The organism is Paracoccus sp. S4493 (assembly GCF_000967735.1).
Lineage (GTDB): Bacteria > Pseudomonadota > Alphaproteobacteria > Rhodobacterales > Rhodobacteraceae > Paracoccus > Paracoccus marcusii.
The window spans coordinates 41,900-62,581 of sequence record NZ_JXYF01000067.1; the positions used below are offsets into that span (position 1 = coordinate 41,900).

The 20,682-nt window shown below is 66.9% G+C and carries 21 protein-coding genes; 13 read left to right on the top strand and 8 right to left on the bottom strand.

Annotated elements, in window-relative coordinates:
- The first annotated feature begins 12 nt into the window (after nt 1-12).
- The gene (locus TW83_RS11330) at nt 13-783 is read left to right on the top strand and encodes a division plane positioning ATPase MipZ (protein ID WP_045982875.1); all 771 of its coding nucleotides are present in this window, start codon (nt 13-15) and stop codon (nt 781-783) included.
- Nucleotides 784-836: 53 nt separating this feature from the next.
- On the opposite strand, the gene TW83_RS11335 is transcribed toward TW83_RS11330, so the two are convergent.
- The 7 genes from TW83_RS11335 to TW83_RS11365 form a co-directional block, all read right to left on the bottom strand.
- Nucleotides 837-2,171 carry a pyruvate dehydrogenase complex dihydrolipoamide acetyltransferase gene (locus TW83_RS11335; protein WP_045982876.1) on the bottom strand — a complete coding sequence of 445 codons (1,335 nt, stop codon included), beginning with the start codon at nt 2,169-2,171 and terminating at the stop codon, nt 837-839.
- Nucleotides 2,172-2,183: 12 nt separating this feature from the next.
- On the bottom strand, nt 2,184-3,563 hold the full coding sequence (locus TW83_RS11340) for a pyruvate dehydrogenase complex E1 component subunit beta (protein WP_045982877.1): 1,380 nt from the start codon (nt 3,561-3,563) through the stop codon (nt 2,184-2,186).
- A 13-nt stretch (nt 3,564-3,576) separates the two neighbouring features.
- Complete coding sequence (gene pdhA / locus TW83_RS11345) at nt 3,577-4,611, bottom strand: pyruvate dehydrogenase (acetyl-transferring) E1 component subunit alpha (protein ID WP_045982878.1); 1,035 nt, start codon at nt 4,609-4,611, stop codon at nt 3,577-3,579.
- A gap of 84 nt (nt 4,612-4,695) precedes the next feature.
- Nucleotides 4,696-4,989, bottom strand: a complete 294-nt coding sequence (locus TW83_RS11350; protein ID WP_045982879.1) for a septum formation initiator family protein — start codon at nt 4,987-4,989, stop codon at nt 4,696-4,698.
- A gap of 61 nt (nt 4,990-5,050) precedes the next feature.
- Complete coding sequence (gene rlmJ, locus TW83_RS11355; protein WP_045982880.1) at nt 5,051-5,830, bottom strand: 23S rRNA (adenine(2030)-N(6))-methyltransferase RlmJ; 780 nt, start codon at nt 5,828-5,830, stop codon at nt 5,051-5,053.
- A 39-nt stretch (nt 5,831-5,869) separates the two neighbouring features.
- Nucleotides 5,870-6,085 carry a DUF2945 domain-containing protein gene (locus TW83_RS11360; protein WP_045982881.1) on the bottom strand — a complete coding sequence of 72 codons (216 nt, stop codon included), beginning with the start codon at nt 6,083-6,085 and terminating at the stop codon, nt 5,870-5,872.
- A gap of 616 nt (nt 6,086-6,701) precedes the next feature.
- The gene (locus tag TW83_RS11365) at nt 6,702-6,929 is read right to left on the bottom strand and encodes a DUF1127 domain-containing protein (protein WP_045982882.1); all 228 of its coding nucleotides are present in this window, start codon (nt 6,927-6,929) and stop codon (nt 6,702-6,704) included.
- Nucleotides 6,930-7,267: 338 nt separating this feature from the next.
- Here TW83_RS11365 and TW83_RS11370 point away from each other — a divergent pair, with 338 nt between their 5' ends.
- The 9 genes from TW83_RS11370 (at nt 7,268) to murD (ending at nt 18,040) form a co-directional block, all read left to right on the top strand.
- Nucleotides 7,268-8,359, top strand: coding sequence for an Mrp/NBP35 family ATP-binding protein (locus tag TW83_RS11370; protein WP_045982883.1), 1,092 nt, complete (start codon nt 7,268-7,270; stop codon nt 8,357-8,359).
- Between the two features lie 630 nt (nt 8,360-8,989).
- Entirely contained in the window at nt 8,990-9,502 is a 513-nt protein-coding gene (locus TW83_RS11375) for a division/cell wall cluster transcriptional repressor MraZ (RefSeq protein ID WP_045982884.1), read from the top strand.
- 3 nt (nt 9,503-9,505) lie between these two features.
- Entirely contained in the window at nt 9,506-10,468 is a 963-nt protein-coding gene (rsmH, locus tag TW83_RS11380) for a 16S rRNA (cytosine(1402)-N(4))-methyltransferase RsmH (protein ID WP_045982885.1), read from the top strand.
- Entirely contained in the window at nt 10,468-10,827 is a 360-nt protein-coding gene (locus tag TW83_RS11385) for a cell division protein FtsL (protein WP_045982886.1), read from the top strand. The genes rsmH and TW83_RS11385 overlap by 1 nt, the downstream gene beginning before the upstream one ends.
- The gene (locus tag TW83_RS11390; protein WP_045982887.1) at nt 10,824-12,653 is read left to right on the top strand and encodes a penicillin-binding protein 2; all 1,830 of its coding nucleotides are present in this window, start codon (nt 10,824-10,826) and stop codon (nt 12,651-12,653) included. Before TW83_RS11385 ends, TW83_RS11390 begins: the two co-directional genes overlap by 4 nt.
- Nucleotides 12,650-14,149, top strand: a complete 1,500-nt coding sequence (locus TW83_RS11395; protein WP_204245745.1) for a UDP-N-acetylmuramoyl-L-alanyl-D-glutamate--2,6-diaminopimelate ligase — start codon at nt 12,650-12,652, stop codon at nt 14,147-14,149. The genes TW83_RS11390 and TW83_RS11395 overlap by 4 nt, the downstream gene beginning before the upstream one ends.
- Nucleotides 14,146-15,516, top strand: a complete 1,371-nt coding sequence (murF, locus tag TW83_RS11400; protein WP_045982888.1) for a UDP-N-acetylmuramoyl-tripeptide--D-alanyl-D-alanine ligase — start codon at nt 14,146-14,148, stop codon at nt 15,514-15,516. Before TW83_RS11395 ends, murF begins: the two co-directional genes overlap by 4 nt.
- A gap of 4 nt (nt 15,517-15,520) precedes the next feature.
- Nucleotides 15,521-16,603, top strand: a complete 1,083-nt coding sequence (gene mraY / locus TW83_RS11405; RefSeq protein WP_045982889.1) for a phospho-N-acetylmuramoyl-pentapeptide-transferase — start codon at nt 15,521-15,523, stop codon at nt 16,601-16,603.
- 30 nt (nt 16,604-16,633) lie between these two features.
- A complete protein-coding gene (murD, locus tag TW83_RS11410; protein WP_045982890.1) occupies nt 16,634-18,040 on the top strand; it encodes a UDP-N-acetylmuramoyl-L-alanine--D-glutamate ligase in 1,407 nt (468 codons plus the stop codon).
- Between the two features lie 3 nt (nt 18,041-18,043).
- Here the strand turns inward: murD and TW83_RS11415 are convergent, their stop codons facing one another.
- Entirely contained in the window at nt 18,044-18,805 is a 762-nt protein-coding gene (locus TW83_RS11415) for an enoyl-CoA hydratase (RefSeq protein WP_045982891.1), read from the bottom strand.
- 56 nt (nt 18,806-18,861) lie between these two features.
- Between TW83_RS11415 and TW83_RS11420 the strand changes: the two genes are divergently transcribed.
- The 3 genes from TW83_RS11420 to rpsI all read left to right on the top strand — a co-directional run bounded on the left by TW83_RS11420 (nt 18,862) and on the right by rpsI (nt 20,394).
- Nucleotides 18,862-19,302 (top strand): PaaI family thioesterase, encoded by a 441-nt coding sequence (locus TW83_RS11420; protein ID WP_045982892.1) that lies wholly within the window; start codon nt 18,862-18,864, stop codon nt 19,300-19,302.
- A gap of 133 nt (nt 19,303-19,435) precedes the next feature.
- Nucleotides 19,436-19,900 carry a 50S ribosomal protein L13 gene (rplM, locus tag TW83_RS11425; RefSeq protein ID WP_042248180.1) on the top strand — a complete coding sequence of 155 codons (465 nt, stop codon included), beginning with the start codon at nt 19,436-19,438 and terminating at the stop codon, nt 19,898-19,900.
- Nucleotides 19,901-19,902: 2 nt separating this feature from the next.
- Nucleotides 19,903-20,394, top strand: a complete 492-nt coding sequence (gene rpsI, locus TW83_RS11430) for a 30S ribosomal protein S9 (protein WP_045982905.1) — start codon at nt 19,903-19,905, stop codon at nt 20,392-20,394.
- Nucleotides 20,395-20,682 lie beyond the last annotated feature (288 nt).

Consider the following 20,682-nt stretch of genomic DNA (forward strand, 5'->3'; position numbering starts at 1 on the left):
AAGAGGCTGCTTGTGGCGCATATCATCGTGGTCGGAAACGAAAAGGGCGGCTCGGGCAAGTCGACCACCTCGATGCATGTGGCGACCGCGCTGGCGCGGATGGGGCACCGGGTCGGTGGGCTGGACCTGGACGTCCGCCAGCGCAGCTTTGGCCGCTATCTGGAGAATCGCGCCGCCTTCCTGGTGCGCAAGGGGCTGGACCTGCCCATGCCCGTGCTGGCGCCGCTGGGCGAGGGCGCCGATCCCCTGACGCCCGCCCTGCGGCAACTGGAGGAGACGTGCGACTTCATCCTGCTGGATTGCCCCGGGTCGCACACCAAGCTGAGCCAGATGGCGCATACGGTCGCCGACACGCTGATCACGCCCCTGAACGACAGTTTCGTCGATTTCGACCTGCTGGCGCGCCTGTCGCCCGACGGTGACGTGCTTGGTCCCTCGATCTATGCCGAGATGGTATGGGGCGCACGCCAGCTGCGCGCGCAGGCCGGGGCAGGGCCCATCGACTGGCTGGTGCTGAGAAACCGACTGGGCAGCCAGCAGATGCACAACAAGCGCAAGGTCGGCGGCGCGCTGGCCGACCTGTCCAAGCGGATCGGGTTTCGGGTGGCGCCCGGATTTTCGGAACGCGTGATCTTTCGCGAGCTGTTTCCGAACGGGCTGACCCTGCTGGACCTGAAGGATGTCGGCACCGAGGCCATGAGCATGTCCCAGATCGCCGCGCGGCAGGAGTTGCGCGACCTGATCAACGAATTGCGCCTTCCGGGCGTCACCGTCACGTTCTGACAACGAAAGACGGCGGGCCGATGGCCCGCCGTTCGTTCCGTCCGGTGGCTGGATCAGGCCAGCATGCCCATCGGGTTTTCCAGATGGGCGACGATCGCCTCCAGCAGCTGCGCGCCCATGGCGCCGTCGATCACCCGGTGGTCCACCGACAGCGTCATCGACATGACGTTGCGCACCACGACCTCGCCCTTTTCGACGACCGGGGTGGGGATGCCCGCGCCCACGGCCAGGATCGCGCCATGCGGCGGGTTGATGACCGCGTCGAAGTTCTCGATCCCGAACATGCCCAGGTTGCTGATCGCAAAGCTGCCGCCCTGATATTCGTGCGGGGCCAGCTTCTTCGATTTCGCGCGACCGGCCAGATCCTTCATCTGCGCGGACAGCGCCGACAGGGTCTTCTGATGCGCGTCCTTCAGCACGGGCGTGAACAGCCCGCCCTCGATGGCCACGGCCACGGCGACGTCCGACGGTTTCAGCTTGAGGATGCGATCCCCCGCCCAGACTGCGTTCGCGTCAGGCACCTGCTGCAGCGCCAGCGCGCTGGCCTTGATGATGAAGTCGTTGACCGACAGCTTGACGCCCCGGCCCTCCAGCTGCTTGTTCAGCGTGGCCCGGAACTCCATCAGCGCATCCAGCTTGGCCGACCGGCGCAGGTAGAAATGCGGGATGGTCTGCTTGGCCTCGGACAGGCGGGCGGCGATGGTGCGGCGCATGCCGTCCAGCGCAACCTCCTCGGTCTCGCGGTCGGCATACATCTTCAGCACAGCGTCGGTCGACAGGCCCTTGGGGGCCTGGGCCGGGGCTGCGGCTGCCGCGGGGGCCGCCTTCGCCTCGGGCTGGGCCGCAGCCGCCGCTGCGGGCTTGGCCTCACCTGCCTTGGCGTTCTCGACGTCGGCCTTGACGATGCGGCCACGGGGGCCGCTGCCCTGGATCTGCGACAGGTCCAGACCCTTGTCCTTGGCGATGCGCCGCGCGAGGGGCGAGGCGAAGACCCGGTCGCCCTTGGGTGCGTCGGCCTTGGCATCGCCGGCGACCGGTGCGCCGATCGGGCCGCCATAGCCCTTTTCGGCCGGTTCGGGCTCGGCATCCGCGTTGGGCTTGGGCTCTTCCTTGGCCTTGGGCGCGCTGATGTCGCCCGCCTCCTCGCCGTCCTCCAGCAGGACCGCGATGGCGGTGTTGACCTTGACCGCCGAGGTGCCCTCGGCGATCAGGATCTTGCCGATGCGGCCTTCGTCGACGGCCTCGAACTCCATCGTGGCCTTGTCGGTCTCGATCTCGGCGATGACGTCGCCGGACTTGACCTCGTCGCCTTCCTTGACCAGCCACTTGGCCAGCGTGCCCTCCTCCATCGTCGGGGAGAGGGCGGGCATCAGGATTTCCGTGGGCATCGCGCAGCTCCCTTACTTGTAGGTGACTTTTTTCACGGCTTCGACGATCTCGGCGGGCGTGATCAGCGCGTGCTTTTCCAGATTGGCGGCATAGGGCATCGGCACGTCCTTGCCGGTGCAGTTGATGACGGGCGCGTCCAGATAGTCGAACGCGTTCTCCATCAGATAGGCCGAGATGTGGTTGCCGATGGCGCCCACCGGGAAGCCCTCCTCGACGGTCACGCAGCGGTTGGTCCGCTTGACCGATTCCAGGATCGCGTCATAGTCCAGCGGCCGCAGGGTGCGCAGGTCGATCACGTCGGCCTCGATGCCCTCCTCGGCCAGCTTGGCCGCGGCCTCCAGCGCATGCGCCACACCGATGCCGAAGCTGACCAGCGTCACGTCGTCGCCCGACCGGACCGTGTTGGCCTTGCCGAAGGGAATGGTGAAGTCCTCAAGGTCCGGCACCTCGAAGCTGCGGCCATACAGGATCTCGTTCTCCAGGAAGATGACCGGGTTGTTGTCGCGGATCGCCTGCTTCATCAGGCCCTTCGCGTCGGCGGCCGAATAGGGCATCACGACCTTGAGGCCCGGAATGGCCGCGTACCATGCGGCGTAATCCTGGCTGTGCTGCGCGCCCACGCGGGCGGCGGCGCCGTTCGGGCCGCGGAACACAATCGGACAGCCCATCTGGCCCCCCGACATGTACAGCGTCTTTGCGGCCGAGTTGATGATGTGGTCGATCGCCTGCATGGCGAAGTTGAAGGTCATGAACTCGACGATCGGGCGCAGGCCGGCCAGGGCCGCCCCGGTGCCGATGCCGGCAAAGCCGATCTCGGAGATGGGCGTGTCCACGACGCGGCGGGGGCCGAACCGCTCCAGCAGGCCTTGGCTGATCTTGTAGGCGCCCTGGTATTCGCCCACTTCCTCGCCCATCAGGAAGACGGTCTCGTCGCGGTCCATCTCTTCGGCCATGGCCTCGCGCAGGGCTTCCCGCACGGTCATGGTCTTCATCTTGGTGCCCTCGGGCCAGTCGGGGCTGCGCGGCTTGGGCTGCGGGGTCACGACCTCCTCGATGGCGGATTCGCCGGGCTGGGCGCCGTCATCCTTGTTGGGGGCTTCGGCCGGCTTGGCCTCGGCCTTGGGGGCAGGGGCCGCGTCGGCGTCCTCTCCCTCCTCGACCAGCACCGCGATGGGGGTGTTCACGGCGACGCCTTGGGTGCCCTCGGCCACCAGCAGCTTGCCCATGATCCCCTCGTCGACGGCCTCGAACTCCATCGTGGCCTTGTCGGTCTCGATCTCGGCGATCACGTCGCCGGATTTCACCGCGTCGCCCTCTTTCTTCAGCCATTTCGCCAGCGTGCCTTCCTCCATCGTGGGGGACAGGGCGGGCATCAGGATTTCAATTGCCATGTGACGGTCCCCCTCAGGCGTTCTCTTCGGCGCTGCCCTGGGGCAGTTCGTCGGCATAGATGTCGGTCCACAGCTCGGCCAGGTCGGGCTCGGGGCTGTCCTTGGCGAACTCGGCGGAATCGTTGACGATGTCCTTGATTTCCTTGTCCAGCGCCTTGAGGTCCTCCTCGGTGGCATGCTTGCCGGTCAGCAGCATCTCACGGATGTTCTCGATCGGGTCACGCTCGTCGCGCATCTTCTGGACCTCCTCGCGGGTCCGGTACTTGGCCGGGTCCGACATCGAATGCCCGCGATAGCGATAGGTCATGACCTCCAGGATGTAGGGGCCCTTGCCGGCGCGGCAATGCGCCACGGCCTTTTCGCCCGCCGCCTTGACCGCCAGCACGTCCATGCCGTCGACCTGTTCGCCGGGGATGCCGAAGGCCTCTCCGCGACCGAAGAAGGTGGTCGATTTCGTCGACCGCTTGACCGACATGCCCATGGCATACTGGTTGTTCTCGATCACGAAGACGACCGGCAGGTCCCACAGCTCGGCCATGTTGTAGGTCTCGTAGACCTGGCCCTGGTTCGCCGCGCCATCGCCGAAATAGGTGAAGGTGACGTTGTCGTTGCCCAGATACTTGTCCGCGAAGGCTAGGCCCGCGCCAAGGGGCACCTGCGCGGCGACGATGCCGTGCCCGCCATAGAAATGCTTTTCGCGGCTGAACATGTGCATGCTGCCGCCCTTGCCCTTGGAATAGCCGTCCTGACGCCCGGTCAGCTCGGCCATGACGCCGCGCGCCTCCATCCCGCAGGCCAGCATGTGACCGTGGTCACGATAGCTGGTGATGCGCTTGTCGCCGTCCTTGGCACAGGCCTCCAGACCCACCACGACGGCCTCCTGGCCGATATAGAGGTGACAGAACCCGCCGATCAGGCCCATGCCGTACAGCTGGCCGGCCTTCTCCTCGAATCGGCGGATCAGCAGCATGTCGCGATAGTATTTCAGCAACTCTTCCTTCGACGTGTTCGAAGGAGCCTCCTGCTGGGGGCTTGGTTTTCTGGCCATGCGGCGTGTCCTCCTGGAAGCGTGGCGGATAGTTCAGCGTTAAACTATCCGTAGCGTATCACCGACAGCCGTGCAATCCCGGCCCTACCGCAGCAGGATCTCGTCCGCGCGCAGCAGGCCCAGCACCTCGCGGGCGCGTTCGTCCAAGAGGTCCAGGTCCAGATAATCGTCCGACAGGCGGCGGGTCAGGTTCTGCATGCGGGTCACGTCGGCCTGCAGCAGGTCGCGGGCCTCGCGCAGATCCTCGGTCTCGGCCTGGATCTGGATTCGGCGCAGGATGCCCGACGGGCCCTGCACCGCGGCATAGGCGAAATACAGACCGACCAGGACGGTCAGGACCAAGAACACGGTGGCGCCGATGGACAGACGTTGAGGCATGGCAGGGAATCCTTGTGGCCGGGCCGATCATGGCACAGCGCAATCGGCGGGGGAATCCCCGTCAGGCGCGCTCGCGGAACATCGCCTCGATCTGGCGGGCGTGCTCGGCCAGGCCCCAGGGGGCGTTGAGCACGAACATGCCCGATCCGATCATCGAATGGCCGGGACGGGCAGGGGGAAACGACACCTCGGACAGCAGGGCATCGGGGAGATCGCTGACCAGCTGCGCGGTCATGCCCATGTGGCGGTGATCGGTCAGGATCGGATACCACAGCGCGATGACGCCCACGTTCCACTTGCGCGCGATCAGGCCGATCTGGCGGGGGATCGCGGCATAGTCTGCCTTGACCTCATAGCTGGGGTCGATCAGCAACAGGCCGCGGCGCGGATCGGGCGGACAGACCGCCTGTGCCATCGCGAAGCCGTCCTGCTGGTGCAGGGTGGCAAAGCCCGCCACGCGGCGCAGGGCCTGAAATTCGGCGGGGTGCAGTTCGGCCAGATGGGCCTTGTCCTCGTGGCGCAGGAAATGCCCCGCGATCAGCGGTGAACCGGGATAGGCCTGCGCGCCCCGTAGGTCGCGCACGGCCCGCAGCGCCTGCATCAGCGGGTGATCCTGCGGCAGCCAGTGTTCGACCGTGGCGCGCGCGATGCCCTGCGCGGCCTCCTGCGTCTTCTGCGCCTCGGCGCCGGTCAGGTCATAAAGGCCCCGTCCCGCATGGGTTTCCAGATAGGAAAGCGGCTTGTCCTTGCGGGTCAGGTAGTCCAGCGCGACGGCCAGCAACGCGTGCTTGTGCAGGTCGGCCAGGTTCCCGGCATGATAGGCATGTTGATAGCTGAGCATCCGCCAGCCTTAGCGTGGGCGCACGGCGGGGAAAAGACGTCAATCGGCGCGGCGCAGTTCTGACCGGCCCTTCAGCACCTGGTCCCCGTCTTCCTGTTCGATCAGGTAGGCGGGATCGTCCTTGGATGCGTTTCGGCTGATCTTACTGCCCTTGATTGTCCGTTCGACGTCATCGGTGAAGATGTCCGTGATCTTTCCGGTCGCCTTGTGGCCCGACCAGTCCCATTCCACCTTGGTGCCCTTGCGCAGAATCATGCGGCCTCCGACTGCGTGTCGGGGGCAATGCGTCATGGGGGCGATGGGTTCCGGAGGAAGGGCGCGGCGACCTCCAGGGAGGAGGAGGGAGGTCGCCGCTGAACGCTGGCCCAGGGAGGAGGAGGGGCCGCGTATGGGTCGCGGTTCCGGCCAGGGAGGAGGAGAGGCCATCACCGCTTACGACCGGGCAGGGAGGAGGAGAGCCCGTCGTATCCGTGTGCCGCAATCAGGGCGGCTATGAAGGCGCGGCGACCTCCAGGGAGGAGGAGGGAGGTCGCCGCTGAACGCTGGCCCAGGGAGGAGGAGGGGCCGCGTATGGGGTGCGGTAGGGCCAGGGAGGAGGAGAGGCCGTACCGCGAACGCCGGGTCCGGGAGGGAGGAGGAGAGGACCGGGCGTATCAGCGTGCCGCGAATGGGGCGGCTATGAAACTTTTTGCGGCGACCCCTGGGAGGGAGGAGTGGGGCCGCCGCCTGGCACGTGAACCCGGGGAGGAGGATCGGGTTCCAGTGCGTCTTTTGGGCGGCACCCTCCAGGGAGGAGGAGAGGAGGATGCCGCCGGTCCCGGACCCAGGGAGGAGGAGAGGGCCGGGAATGCGATTTCTTGGTGTCCCAGGATTACTGGGCCGAACCCCATGCCGCTTCGTGCGCCAGGCGGGTGATCATCGAGCGGCTGATGCCCAGATCGTCCAGATCGCGGGTGGTCAGGGCATTCAGTTCGCGCACGGTCTGGCGGTAAACGGCGCGGCGGGCGCGGTTTTCCTGCATCCGCTGGATCGCGCTCAGCAGGCGGCCACGCAGGCCGGCGTCGGCGGTGGCGTTGTGTGCTTGGGCGATAACAGCCATGGTCGTATCCTTTCGGTTCATCTCGTCTGCGCCGTTCCCGGATTGGCCCGGCGTTTCGTTGAGTTGAAGATGGCCCCATCGACGGCGTTTCACAACGGATGGTTTCGTAATGCTGCCATGCAGCAATTGCATAGCCAAGGCTGACCTATTGCCTTCTTTAACGATGAATTAACGACATAAAATTGACACGATACATCTGTTAGCGATCACGCCGCGGACGCAAAAATCACCTGTTTGAAAGCGGTTAGCGCCGTGCGGTACGGATTGTCGCAGGGGGTGTTGAGGGTCCCGTCTCTATGCTTCATGCTGCCCGGCGAACAAAGACACAGGTCCCTCACATGCCCGTCACACGCGAAACGATCCTTACGGCAATCTCGGATATTGCCCTTCCGCAGGGAGGGACGCTGGGTCAGGCCGACCTGATCCGCGCGCTGACCATCGACCAAGAGACGGTGCGATTCGTGCTGGAGGTCGAGAATGCGGCCACCGCGCAGGCCGTGGCCCCGGTCGAGGCCGAGGCCCGTGCCCGGCTGGAACGTATCCCCGGTGTGGCCAAGGTCCAGATCGTCATGACCGCCCCCGCCAAGCCCGCGCCGCCCAAGGCCGTATCCGGGCAGGGCGCCGCCCCGTCCCTGAAGATCGGCGGGCATCCCACGCCCCAGGCCGGTCCGCAGGCGATTCCCGGCGTGCGCCACATCATCGCCGTCGGATCCGGCAAGGGCGGTGTCGGGAAATCCACCGTCACCTCGAACCTTGCCGTCGCCTTGGCGCGCGCGGGGCGCAAGGTCGGCCTGCTGGATGCCGACATCTATGGCCCCTCGCAGCCGCGGATGATGGGCGTCTCGGGCCGGCCTGCCAGCCCGGATGGACAGCGGATCGATCCGATGCATGCGCATGGCGTCACCGTCATGTCGATCGGACTGATGCTGAAGGAGGGCGAGGCACTGGTCTGGCGCGGCCCGATGCTGATGGGCGCGCTGCAGCAGCTGCTGCAGCAGGTGAACTGGGGCGAACTGGACGTCCTGCTGATCGACCTGCCGCCCGGCACCGGCGACGTGCAGCTGTCGCTGTGCCAGAAGGCCCCCGTCACGGGTGCGATCATCGTGTCCACGCCGCAGGACGTGGCGCTGCTGGACGCGCGCCGTGCGATCGACATGTTCGGCAAGCTGAAGACACCGGTCCTGGGCCTGGTCGAGAACATGTCGACCTATATCTGTCCCAAATGTGGGCACGAGGCGCATCTGTTCGGCCATGGCGGCGTGGCGGCCGAGGCGGAGGCGCTGAACCTGCCGTTCCTGGGCGCCCTGCCGCTGGAGCTGGAGGTCCGGCTGGCTGGCGATTCGGGACGACCCGTGGCCTTGGGCGACGGTGCCGTGTCCGAGGCCTATGCCCGCCTGGCCGACCGTCTGGTGCAGGGCGGCATCGCCTGATCTGCGCGAAATCCGGGCCTGCTTTGGGAATGCACGGGACGGTCGCGAAATTGCGGGAAGTGAGGCTCAAATGGCCTCTCGATTTCGTGATCGTCCGTGATCTGTTCCAAAAGTTTTGCAACGCTGCCCGGATTTTCGACTTGCAGGGCTCTGAACTGTGGTGAAATGGACCCAGTGACCGGCAAAATGCGTTTGTTACTCGCCTTCTAGATGTAGTGTGGCTTTCGCGTCACGCCACCAAACTTTGCCGCATCACTGCCGCTTCTGCAGCATTTTTTGATTCGGGCTTAGGCAAAAGCTGCGGCGGAATGCGGCTGGTGGCCCAAGAATACCGTTGCTTCCCATGAATTCCCATGTCACAACCGGATCACGAAAACGGGCAGTTCAAGGGGCGCCAAGACCCCGGACAGGCGAAGCAGACTTCATACAGGCAACCGTTTTCCAACATAGCCGGCCCGCGTCCGCGAGCAGCACCTCCCCCAGGTGGCGTGCGACGGGTCGGCAACCAACCCCGCAAAGGGGCCCGGGTAAATCGGGAACGAGGGCGGCGGATCGGGCAGTGGCAGCGGCCCGATCCGCCCTTTCTCTTTCGGACGTCCCGAAAGAGCAGGACAGTGAGGGCGGGCCCAGGTGGCGCGGAAGTTCAGAGGCACCGAAACCGTCAAGGTCGATGGCAAGGGTCGGATGTCGATCCCGGCCCGGCTGCGCCGCGTGTTCGATGCCGGCGACCCGTCATTCTCGGGGACGAACACCGGGCGCACGCAGCTGGTGGCGGTCTATGGCCCCGACTGGTGGAACTGGCTGGAGCTGTACACCATCGAGGCCATCGAGCAGATCGACGAGCAGATCGACCGCCTGACCCGCGGCAGCCAGGAGCGCCGCTGGCTGGAGCTGCTGATGAACGGACAGTCTACCGACCTTGAGATCGACCGCGAGGGCCGCCTGGTCCTGCCCGCAAAGCTGCGCGACAGGCTGGGCTTTGCCGACGGGACCGAGACGATCTTTGAATCGCGCGGCGACTACATCCAGGTCTATCACCCCGAATCGCGTCCCAAGGACGTGCAGGCGCTGGAGGATTTCGCGGCCAGCAAGGGCCCCGAGTTCGACCCCCGCGCCTTCCTGCAGCAATCCTCCGAGGGCTAGGGCATGGCGGATCCGCATATTCCGGTCCTGCTGGCGCCGCTGCTGCGCGCGACCGCACCCATCGGGGGCGTCTGGCTGGACGGCACGTTCGGCGCGGGCGGCTATGCCCGTGGCCTGCTGGATGCGGGGGCCGACCTGGTCATCGGCGTCGACCGCGATCCGTCGGTGTTTCGCATGGCCGAGGCATGGCGCGGCCAGTACGGCGACCGCCTGCGCCTGGTCGAAGGCACGTTTTCGGACATGGACGTCCTGGCCGGTCAGCCGCTGGACGGGGTGGTGCTGGACCTTGGCGTCAGCTCGATGCAGCTGGACCAGGCGGATCGCGGGTTCTCGTTCATGCGGGACGGGCCGCTGGACATGCGGATGGGCGGCGACGTGCCGTCCGCCGCGGACCTTCTGAACAGCGCCGAGGAATCGGACATCGCCGACGTGCTGTATCATTACGGAGAGGAGCGCGCCGCGCGCCGCATCGCGCGCGCCATCGTGGCCGCGCGCCCGCTGACCCGGACCACGCAGCTGACCCAGGTGGTAACCGGCTGCCTGCCGCGCGCCAAGCCGGGGCAGAGCCATCCCGCGACGCGCAGCTTTCAGGCGATCCGCATCTGGGTGAACGACGAGTTCGGTCAGCTGGTCGCGGGCCTGTCGGCCGCCGAACGCGCGTTGAAGCCGGGCGGCCAGCTGGCCGTCGTCAGCTTTCATTCGCTGGAGGACCGGATCGTCAAGCGCTTCATGCAGGCGCGGTCCGATGCGGGCGGCGGCGGCAACCGGTATGCGCCGGTCACGCAGGTCGTGGAGCCCGCCTTCCGCCTGCCCTTCCGCCGTGCGATCGGTCCCGACCCCGAGGAGCTGGACGTGAACCCGCGCGCGCGTTCAGCCTTGCTGCGCGTGGCCGTGCGGACCGACGCCGCAGCGGGCGAGGTCGATGCCCGGTCGCTGGCCATGCCGCATCTTCCGGGAGCTGCGTGATGCGGTCGTTGACCTGTCTGGCCTGCGTGCTGATGCTGATGGGACTGGCCTTCTGGGCCTATCGCGAGAACTATGCCACCCAGGCCGCCATCGGAGAGATGTCCCAGGTCCAGCGCCAGATCGCGGGCCTGCGCGAGGAGCTGGGCGTGCTGCGTGCCGAATGGGCCTTCCTGAACCGCCCCGACCGCCTGCGCCAGCTGGTCGACCTGAACTTCGACCGGCTGGAACTGGGTCCGGTCGAATCGGGGCAGTTCCTGGACCTGGACCACATCGACTATCCCAAGCCGCCCCCGCCGTCGGCCGACATGGTCACCGACCTTCTGCCCGAAACCGATCCTGCCGAGGAGCCTCAGCCATGATCCGCACCCCCCTGCGCCCCCTGGCCCGCATCCTGAGAGCGCGCGAGCGCGGCGAGAACCCCGACGACATCGAGGCCGAGAACCGCCGCCGCCGCCACGAACAGATCCAGGACCGCGCCCGCAGGCGCGCCGAAGGTCGGCTGATCGTCATGGCGGGCTGTTTCATGCTGGCCTTCGGCACGGTCGCGGTGCGCATGGGGACGCTCGCCTCCAGCGCGGCGGCAGAACCGCGCGCGCAGGTGCTGTCGTCGCAGATCATCTCTCAGCGGGCGGACATCACCGACCGGCGGGGCAGGGTGCTGGCCACGAACCTGCTGACCCATTCGGTCTATGCCCATCCCCACCAGATGGTCGATCCCATCGGCACCGCGCAGGGCCTGGCCGAGATCTTTCCCGACCTGGACGTGCAGCGCCTGACCCGCGACTTCACCGGCAACCGCAAGTTCATGTGGATCAAGCGCAAGATCAGCCCCGAGCAGATGCAGGCCGTCCACGACCTGGGCGAGCCCGGCCTGCTGTTCGGCCCGCGAGAGATGCGCATCTATCCGAATGCCGACCTGGCCAGCCACATCCTGGGCGGGTCCGGCTTCGGCAGCGAAGGCGTGAACAGCGCCGAGGTCATCGGCGTCGCAGGCGTCGAGAAGGCGTTCGACGCCTGGCTGCGCGATCCCGGCAACGAGGGGGCGCCGCTGGCCCTGTCCATCGATCTGACGCTGCAGCAGGCGATGGAGGACGTGCTGGCCTCGGGCATGAACGTCATGAACGCAAAGGGCGCGACTGGCATCCTGATGGAGGTCGAGACCGGAGAGATCCTGGCCATGGCCAGCCTGCCCGATTTCGACCCCAATGACCGCCCACGCCCGCTGCTGACCGGAGAGCCGTCGGACAGTCCGCTGTTCAACCGCGCCGTCCAGGGCCAGTACGAGCTGGGTTCGACCTTCAAGATCTTCCCGGTCGCGCAGGCGCTGGACCTGGGGCTGGTCAACCCCGCGTCGGGCATCAATGCTGCAGCACCCATGCGGATCGGCCGGTTCCTGATCAACGATTTCCACAATTATGGCAAGGAACTGAGCGTGACGGACGTCATCGTGAAGTCCTCGAACGTGGGAACGGTGCGCATCGCGCAGCTGATCGGGCCCGAGCGGCAGAAGGATTTCCTGGAAAAGCTTGGCCTGTTCGTGCCGACCTCCATCGAGATGGTCGAAGCCCCCACCGGTCAGCCGCTGGTGCCCACGCGCTGGCCCGCCGTCACCGCGGCCACGGTCAGTTTCGGCCATGGGCTGGCGGCCAGCCCGCTGCACCTGGCGGCCGCCTATGCGACGATCGCGAATGGCGGCAAGCGCGTGACACCCACGCTGGTGCATGGACGACAACGCCCCGAGGGTGAACAGGTGCTGTCGCCCCGTGCCGCCGCGATGGCTGTCGACATGTTGCGCCAGGTCGTCACCCGCGGCACCGCCCGCCAGGCCGAGGTGCCGGGATACGAGGTCGCCGGCAAGACCGGTTCGGCGGACAAGCCCAGGGCCGCAGGCGGGTACTACGAGAACAAGATCATCGCGACCTTTGCGTCGGTTTTTCCGGCCAGTGATCCGAAATACGTCCTGATCACCATGCTGGACGAGCCGTCAACGACCATCAACGGGACTGCGGTGCGTACCGCAGGTCATACCGTCGCGCCCGTCGCCGCGGAAATGGTCCGCCGCATCGGCCCGCTGCTGGGGCTGGAGCCGATCACCGACGAAATCCTGCCGACGATCACCGCGCGCTTCGAACCGCGTGTTGAACCCGACGAGGAGGCTGCGGTAAGGCTCGTCGCAAATCAATGACGGGTGGGACTGTGGACAAGGACGACGTGACGCTGTCGCAGCTGGGGCTGCGCGCCCCCGGTGGGCGTGACCCGCGGATCACGGGGCTGTCCATCGACAGCCGCACGGTCAAGCCCGGGCACCTGTTCGCGGCCCTGCCGGGATCGGCCGTCCATGGCGGCGAATTCATCCAGTACGCGCTGCGCATGCAGGCCGCCGCCGTCCTGACCGACCGCCAGGGCGCCGAGATCGCCGCCGACGTTCTGTCAGGCTGGGACGGGGCGTTGATCGTGGCCGAGGATCCGCGCGCAGCCCTGGCCGGCGCGGCGTCGCTGTGGTTCGCCGATCAGCCCGCCCATGTCGTGGCCGTCACCGGCACCAGCGGCAAGACCAGCGTGGCCAGCTTCACCCGCCAGATCTGGCAGGCGCTGGGCCACAAGGCGATCAGCCTGGGCACTATGGGGGTCGAGGGCGATCACCAGGCAAAGCTTGCCCATACCACCCCCGATCCGCTGACCCTGCACCGCGTCCTGGCCGAGGCGGTCGCCGCGGGCGTCACCCATGCCGCGATGGAGGCCTCCAGCCACGGACTGGATCAGCGCCGCCTGGACGGGGTGCGGGTCGAGGCCGGGGCCTTCACCAATTTCAGCCAGGATCACCTGGATTACCACGCGGGCTTTGACGAATATTTCGCGGCCAAGGCCCTTTTGTTCAACCGCGTGCTGGAGGACGGCGCCGCTGCCGTCATCAACATCGACAGCCAGCGCGGCCGCCAGATGGCCGACATCGCGACCGATCGCGGCCTGGCCCTGACCACCGTCGGCACCGGAGAGGCCGCGATGCTGCGCATCCTGGGCCAGCGCTATGACGCGACGGGGCAGGATCTGCGGTTCTCGGTGATGGGGCGGGCGCATCTGGTGCGGCTGCCGCTGATCGGCGGGTTCCAGGCGGAAAACGTGCTGGCGGCGATGGGCCTGTGCCTGGCCTCGGGCGACAGCGCCGACGACATCCTGCGCGTGCTGCCGCAGCTGACCACCGTGCGGGGCCGGATGCAGCTGGTCGCGCAGCGCGAGAACGGTGCGGCGGTCTTTGTCGACTACGCCCACAAGCCGGGCGCGGTGGTCGCTGCGCTGCAATCGCTGCGCCCGCATGTGATGGGGCGCATCGTCTGCATCATCGGCGCGGGCGGTGACCGCGACCGGGGCAAGCGCCCGCTGATGGGCGAGGCCGCGCGCGATCATGCCGACGTGGTGATCGTCACCGACGACAACCCCCGGACCGAGGACCCGGCCCTGATCCGCGCCGCCGTCATGGCCAGCGCGGGCCCCGACGCGACCGAGATCGCCGACCGGGCCGAGGCGATCCTGCGCGGCGTCGATGCGCTGCAGCCGGGCGACGCGCTGCTGATCTGCGGCAAGGGCCATGAGACCGGCCAGATCGTGGGGCAGGACGTCTATCCCTTCGACGATGCCGAACAGGCCTCGGTCGCGGTCGCGGCACTGGACGGACGGATATGACACTCTGGACATCCGATGACGCCGCCGCCGCCACCGGCGGGCGGGTGACGGCCGCATGGGCCGCGACGGGTGTGTCCATCGACACGCGCACCATCGCCCCCGGCGATCTGTTCGTCGCGCTGCAGGCCGACCGCGACGGGCATGATTTCGTGGCGCAGGCCCTGGCCAGGGGGGCGGCCGCCGCGCTGGTCAGCCGCATCCCGGACGGCGTGGCGTCTGACGCGCCGCTGCTGGTGGTGCCCGACGTGCTGCGCGGCTTGGAGGATCTGGGCCGGGCGGGCCGCGCCCGCATGACGGGCCGGGTCATCGCCATCACCGGGTCGGTCGGCAAGACCTCGACCAAGGAGATGGCGCGTACCGCGCTGGCGGGGCAGGGCGTGATCCACGCGGCCGAGGCCAGCTACAACAACCATTGGGGCGTGCCGCTGACCCTGGCGCGCATGCCCGCGAACACCGATTTCGCCATCATCGAGATCGGCATGAACCATCCCGGAGAGATCGCGCCCCTGTCGCGCATGGCGCGGCCGCATGTGGCGCTGATCACCACCGTCGCCGCCGCCCATCTGGAGGCCTTCGGCGCCATCGAAGGCATCGCCCGCGAAAAGGGTGCGATCTTCGAGGGGCTGCAACCCGTGGGTCACGCGATCCTGCCCGAGGATCTGCCCGTGACCCAGATCCTGCGCGATTGCGCGGACCGGGCCGGCGCGGTGGTCGTGGGTTTTGGCGAACATGGCGTGGCGCGTCCGCTGCGCATCGTGCCGCAGGACGGGGCGCTGTCCTGCCATGCCCGCATCATGGGCGACACGCTGGCCTTCACCCTGCCCACCACGGGGCGGCATTTCGCGATGAACGCCGTCGGCGTGCTGGCCGCGCTGGCGGCGGCGGGGGCCGACCTTGCGCAGGCGGCGGCACATCTGTCCGACTGGCACCCCCCGCAGGGGCGCGGCGCGGTCGAGACGCTGGGCGGCATCCGCCTAATCGACGACGCCTTCAACGCCAATCCGGCATCGCTGTCCGCGGGGCTTGCCACGCTGGCGGGCCTGCAGGGCGGCCGCCGGGTGGCGATTCTGGGCGACATGCTGGAGCTGGGCACGGAAGAGGTCGCGATGCATCGCGCCGTGGCCGACGATCCCTCCATGGCCGCAATCGACCTGGTCCATTGTGCCGGCCCCCTGATGCGGCACCTGCACGAGGCCCTGCCTGCGGATAAGCGCGGGCAATGGACGCAAACGGCGGCCGAACTGGCCGCCCAACCCGACAAACTGATTTCCGCCGGCGACATCGTGCTGGTGAAAGGCTCGAAATCCTCACGGATCTCGATGGTGGTCCAGGCGCTGCGCGCCGGTGCCGCCCAAGACAAAGGATAATGCCATGCTCTACTGGCTCAGCAACCTGTCCGAGGGCGGGGATTTCTTCAACCTGTTCCGATACATCACCTTCCGGGCGGGTGCCGCGTTCTTCACCGCGCTGTTCTTCGGCTTCATCTTCGGACGGCCGCTGATCAACTATCTGCGCCGCGTCCAGAAGAAGGGCCAGCCGATCCGCGACGACGGCCCGCAAAGCCACCTGGCCAAGGCGGGCACGCCGACGATGGGCGGGTTGCTGATCCTGTCGGCGCTGCTGTTCTCGACCCTTCTGTGGGCGAGGCTGGACAACGGCTATGTCTGGATCGTGCTGCTGGTGACCGCGGGCTTTGCGATGATCGGATTTGCCGACGACTATGCCAAGGTGACCAAGCACAACACCAAGGGCGTCAGTTCGCGCATGCGGATGCTGCTGGGTCTGGGCATCGCGGCCTGCGCCGGGATCGCGGCGTCGCTGCTGCATCCCGCGGGGCTGACCAACCAGCTGGCATTGCCGATCTTCAAGGATGTCCTGGTCAACCTGGGCTGGTTCTTCGTGCCCTTTGCGATTATCGTGATCGTGGGCGCGGCCAATGCGGTCAATCTGACCGACGGTCTGGACGGGCTGGCGATCATGCCCGTGATGATCGCCGCAGGCACCTTGGGCATCATCGCCTATACGGTGGGGCGCGTCGACTTCACCGAATATCTGGGCGTCCACCACGTTCCCGGCAGCGGAGAGATCCTGATCTTTGTCGCCGCCTTGATCGGCGGGGGACTGGGCTTTCTGTGGTACAACGCTCCGCCGGCTGCGGTGTTCATGGGCGATACCGGATCGCTGGCCCTGGGCGGCGCGCTGGGCGCCATCGCCGTCGTCACCAAGCATGAGATCGTGCTGGCCATCGTCGGTGGCCTGTTCGTGGTCGAGGCCCTGTCGGTCATCATCCAGGTGCTGTATTTCAAGCGGACCGGCAAGCGGGTCTTCCTGATGGCCCCCATCCACCACCATTTCGAGAAGAAGGGGTGGGGAGAGGCGCAGATCGTCATCCGCTTCTGGATCATCGCGCTGATTCTGGCGCTGATCGGCTTGGCGACGCTGAAGCTGCGCTGATACCGTCCCGTTTTCGCAAGGAGCCAATCCATGATCCCCGTTCAGGGCGTCGAAGAACTGACCGTCGCGGTGCTGGGGCTTGGCCGGTCCGGCAAGGCGACCGCCGCGGCTCTGGCCGCGGGCGGGGCGCGGGTCGTGGCCTGGGATGACGGCGTCGACACGCGCGACGCGGCCCAGGCCGATGGCCTGAGCATCTTGGACCTGACGCGCGAGGCGAACTGGCAGGGCATCGCGATGCTGATCGTCAGCCCCGGCATCCCGCATCTGTATCCCCGTCCGCACCCGGCCATCGCGATGGCATGGCAGCTTGGCATTCCGGTCGATAACGACATCGGCCTGTTCTTCCGCAGCTATGCGACCCGCGACTGGGACCAGTTCGATCGCGCGCCACGGGTGATCGCGGTCACCGGGTCGAACGGCAAGTCGACGACCACCGCGCTGATCCATCACGTGCTGGAGGAATGCGGCCGCCCCACGCAGATGGGCGGCAATATCGGCACGGGCGTGCTGTCGCTGGAGCCAGCGGTCGAGGCCGAGGTCGTGGTGCTGGAGCTGTCCAGCTATCAGACCGAACTGGCGCGGGCGCTGACGCCCGACGTGGCGGTCATGACCAACCTGTCGCCCGACCACCTGGACCGCCATGCCGGCCTGGGCGGCTATTTCGCGGCAAAACGGCGGCTGTTCTCCGAGGGCGGTCCGGACCGGGCCGTGATCGGCATCGACGACCCCGAGGGGTCGTATCTGGCCAACCAGCTGTCGATGGGTCCCACCGACGACCGGGTGATCCGGGTGTCGTCGGGACAGAAGCTGGACCGGGCGGCGTGGTCGGTCTTTGCGCGCAAGGGTTTCCTGTCCGAATATCGCAAGGGGCGGCAGGCGGCATCGATTGACCTGCGCGCGATGCAGGGCCTGCCCGGTGCGCACAACCACCAGAACGCCTGCGCAGCCTATGCCGCCTGCCGCGCGGTGGGCCTGGCGCCGCGCGAGATCGAGGCCGCGTTCCACAGCTTTGCGGGCCTGCCCCATCGCAGCCAGACGGTCGCCCAGATCGACGGCGTCCGGTATGTCAATGACAGCAAGGCCACCAACGTCGATGCCGCCGCCAAGGCGCTGCAGGCCTTTCCGCGAATCCGCTGGATCGCCGGAGGCCTGGGCAAGGAGGGCGGCATCGCGGCCCTGCAGCCGCATTTGGGCGCGGTCGCCAAGGCCTATCTGATCGGCCATTCCGCGCGCGACTTTGCGCTGGAGATCGGCCAGACCCCGTACGAGATCGCCGACACGATGGAGCAGGCCGTCGCCCGTGCCGCGGCCGAGGCCGAGCCGGGCGACACCGTCCTGCTTGCTCCCGCCGCCGCCAGCTTTGACCAGTATCCGAACTTCGAAAAGCGCGGAGAGCATTTCGTGGCGCTGGTCCAGGCACTGGCCGCAGGGGCCTGACGGTCAGGCCCAGTTCGGCGGGCGCTTTTCCAGAAAGGCGCCGATCCCCTCGACCGTTTCGGGAAGGGCCATATTCGTGCACATGACCTGCGCCGTGGCCGCATAGGCGGCGGCGGCTCCCTGTCCCAGCTGGTCGTGGAAGGCCCGTTTGCCCATGCGGATCACCTGGGGCGGCTTGGCCGCGATGCTGTCGGCCAGTCGCATCGTCTCTGCCTCCAGATCCGCGGCGGGGACGACGCGGTTGACCAGGCCCAACTCCGCCGCGCGGGGGGCGGTGATGAAGTCGCCGGTGGTCAGCATCTCGAACGCGGCCTTGGGCGGGATGGCGCGGGTCAGGGCCACCATCGGCGTGGCGCAGAACAGACCGATCGAGACCCCGTTGACCCCGAAGCGCGCCCCGTCTGCCGCCACCGCCATGTCGCAGGACGCGACCAGCTGGCAGCCCGCCGCGGTGGCAACCCCCTGAACCTGGGCGATGACCGGCTGGGCCAGGGCGGGGATCATCTGCATCAGATGGGCGCAGCGGTCGAACAGATGCGCCAGTTGGTCCGAAGCCATCCCCTGCATCTGCCGCAGGTCGTGGCCGGCACAGAAGGCTTTGCCCTCGGCCGCAAGGATCACGACCCGCGTATCGTCGTCGATCCGGGCAAGGGCCGCGATCAGCGCCTCGATCATCTCCAGCGACAGGGCGTTGTAGGTCGCGGGCCGCGACAGCGTCAGGCGGGTCACGGGCCCAAGGTCGTGTCGCGTCAGCAGGTCGTCCATCTTGCATCCTCCCAAATTTGGCGAAAGCCTAGGCCGGGACGCATCGGGGGAAAAGCATGACGATCGTGATGGACAAGGATGCGCTGAACGCGTTCCTGGCGCGGGACTTTCCGCAGGTGGCCGGCAGCTATCGGGTGGAGTCGGTGACGGCGACGGGGCTGACCGCGCGCCTGATCACGGGGGACGATCATCTGAGGCCGGGCGGGACGGTCAGCGGTCCGTCGATGTTCGCGCTGGCGGACCTGGCGATCTATTGCGCGATCCTGGCGCGGATCGGCCCGGTCGGGCTGGCCGTCACGACGAACGCGTCGATTGACTTCATGCGCAAGCCCGCGGCAGGGGTCGATCTGCTGGCGGAATGCCGGATGCTGAAGCTGGGCCGCGTGCTGGCGGTGGCCGAGGCACTGATCTTTTCCGAAGGGGTGGCGGATCCGGTCGCACGCTGTTCGATGACCTATTCGATTCCGCCGAAATCCAGCGATTTCCGTGCCGTGTGATGGGGTATTCAGATACCTAAGTTTCAAGCCATTGATTTGGCGTCCTTAATCGGGCGTCGCTGCACTTGACGGATGGCGGGCAATCTTCGATATACCGCCATCTCTTACGATTACGACCCTGAAGGGACGACAGATGAAAACCTATACCGCGAAACCGGCGGAGATCGAGAAGAAGTGGATCCTGATCGACGCCGAGGGCGTCGTTCTGGGCCGCCTCGCCACGATCGTCGCCAGCCGCCTGCGCGGCAAGCACAAGCCCACCTTCACGCCGCACATGGACATGGGCGACAATGTCATCATCATCAACGCCGACAAGGTGCAGATGACCGGCAACAAGCGTGAAGACAAGAAGTACTACTGGCACACCGGCCACCCGGGCGGCATCAAGCACCGCACCGCGCGCCAGATCCTGGAAAGCGCGCACCCCGAGCGCGTGGTCGTCAAGGCCGTCGAGCGCATGATCAGCCGCAACAAGCTGGGCAAGCAGCAGATGACGAACCTGCGCGTCTATGCCAGCGCCGAACACCCGCACGAGGCCCAGCAGCCCGAAGTTCTGGATGTCAAAGTCCTGAACAAGAAAAACACCCGGAGCGCATGATCATGGCCGACGACATCAAAACTCTGGACGACCTGAAGTCCGCCGTGTCGGGCACCCCCGCCGCAGCCGTCGACGCCGCGATCAACCGCGAGCCGCAGATCGACAGCCAAGGCCGCAGCTATGCCACCGGCAAGCGCAAGGACGCCGTCGCACGCGTCTGGGTCAAGCCGGGCTCGGGCAAGGTCCTGGTGAACGGCAAAGAGATCAACGCGTATTTCGCGCGTCCCGTTCTGCAGATGATCCTGAAGCAGCCGTTCGAGGTTGCGGGCGTGGTCGGTCAGTACGACGTGCATGCCACCGTCAAGGGCGGCGGCCTGTCGGGCCAGGCAGGCGCCGTCAAGCACGGCATCAGCCAGGCACTGCAGCTGCACCAGCCGCACCTGCGTGCCGCGCTGAAGGCCGCAGGCTTCCTGACCCGCGACAGCCGCGTCGTCGAGCGTAAGAAGTACGGCAAGGCCAAGGCTCGCCGCAGCTTCCAGTTCTCGAAGCGCTGATCTTCGTATCAGGACCAACTTTTCAAGGGGCGCAGCGAAAGCTGCGCCCCTTTCGCGTTCCGAAACTGCCGCCCCTGCAGGCATCCTTGCCGAAATTCAGGGCCGAATGGATCCAGGCCCCTGTGATTCACCCTGATTCCGTCATCGCCCCGACATGATTCCATGCTTTTGTGGAACCGTAGATCGATGGCAGTTCTTGGGGGTGCTTTAGCATCCCTTAAATTGCAACGCTAAATCAATGAGTTGCAGTTTTATCGCTGTGACCCGTCATTTTCTTGTTGCGTGCAT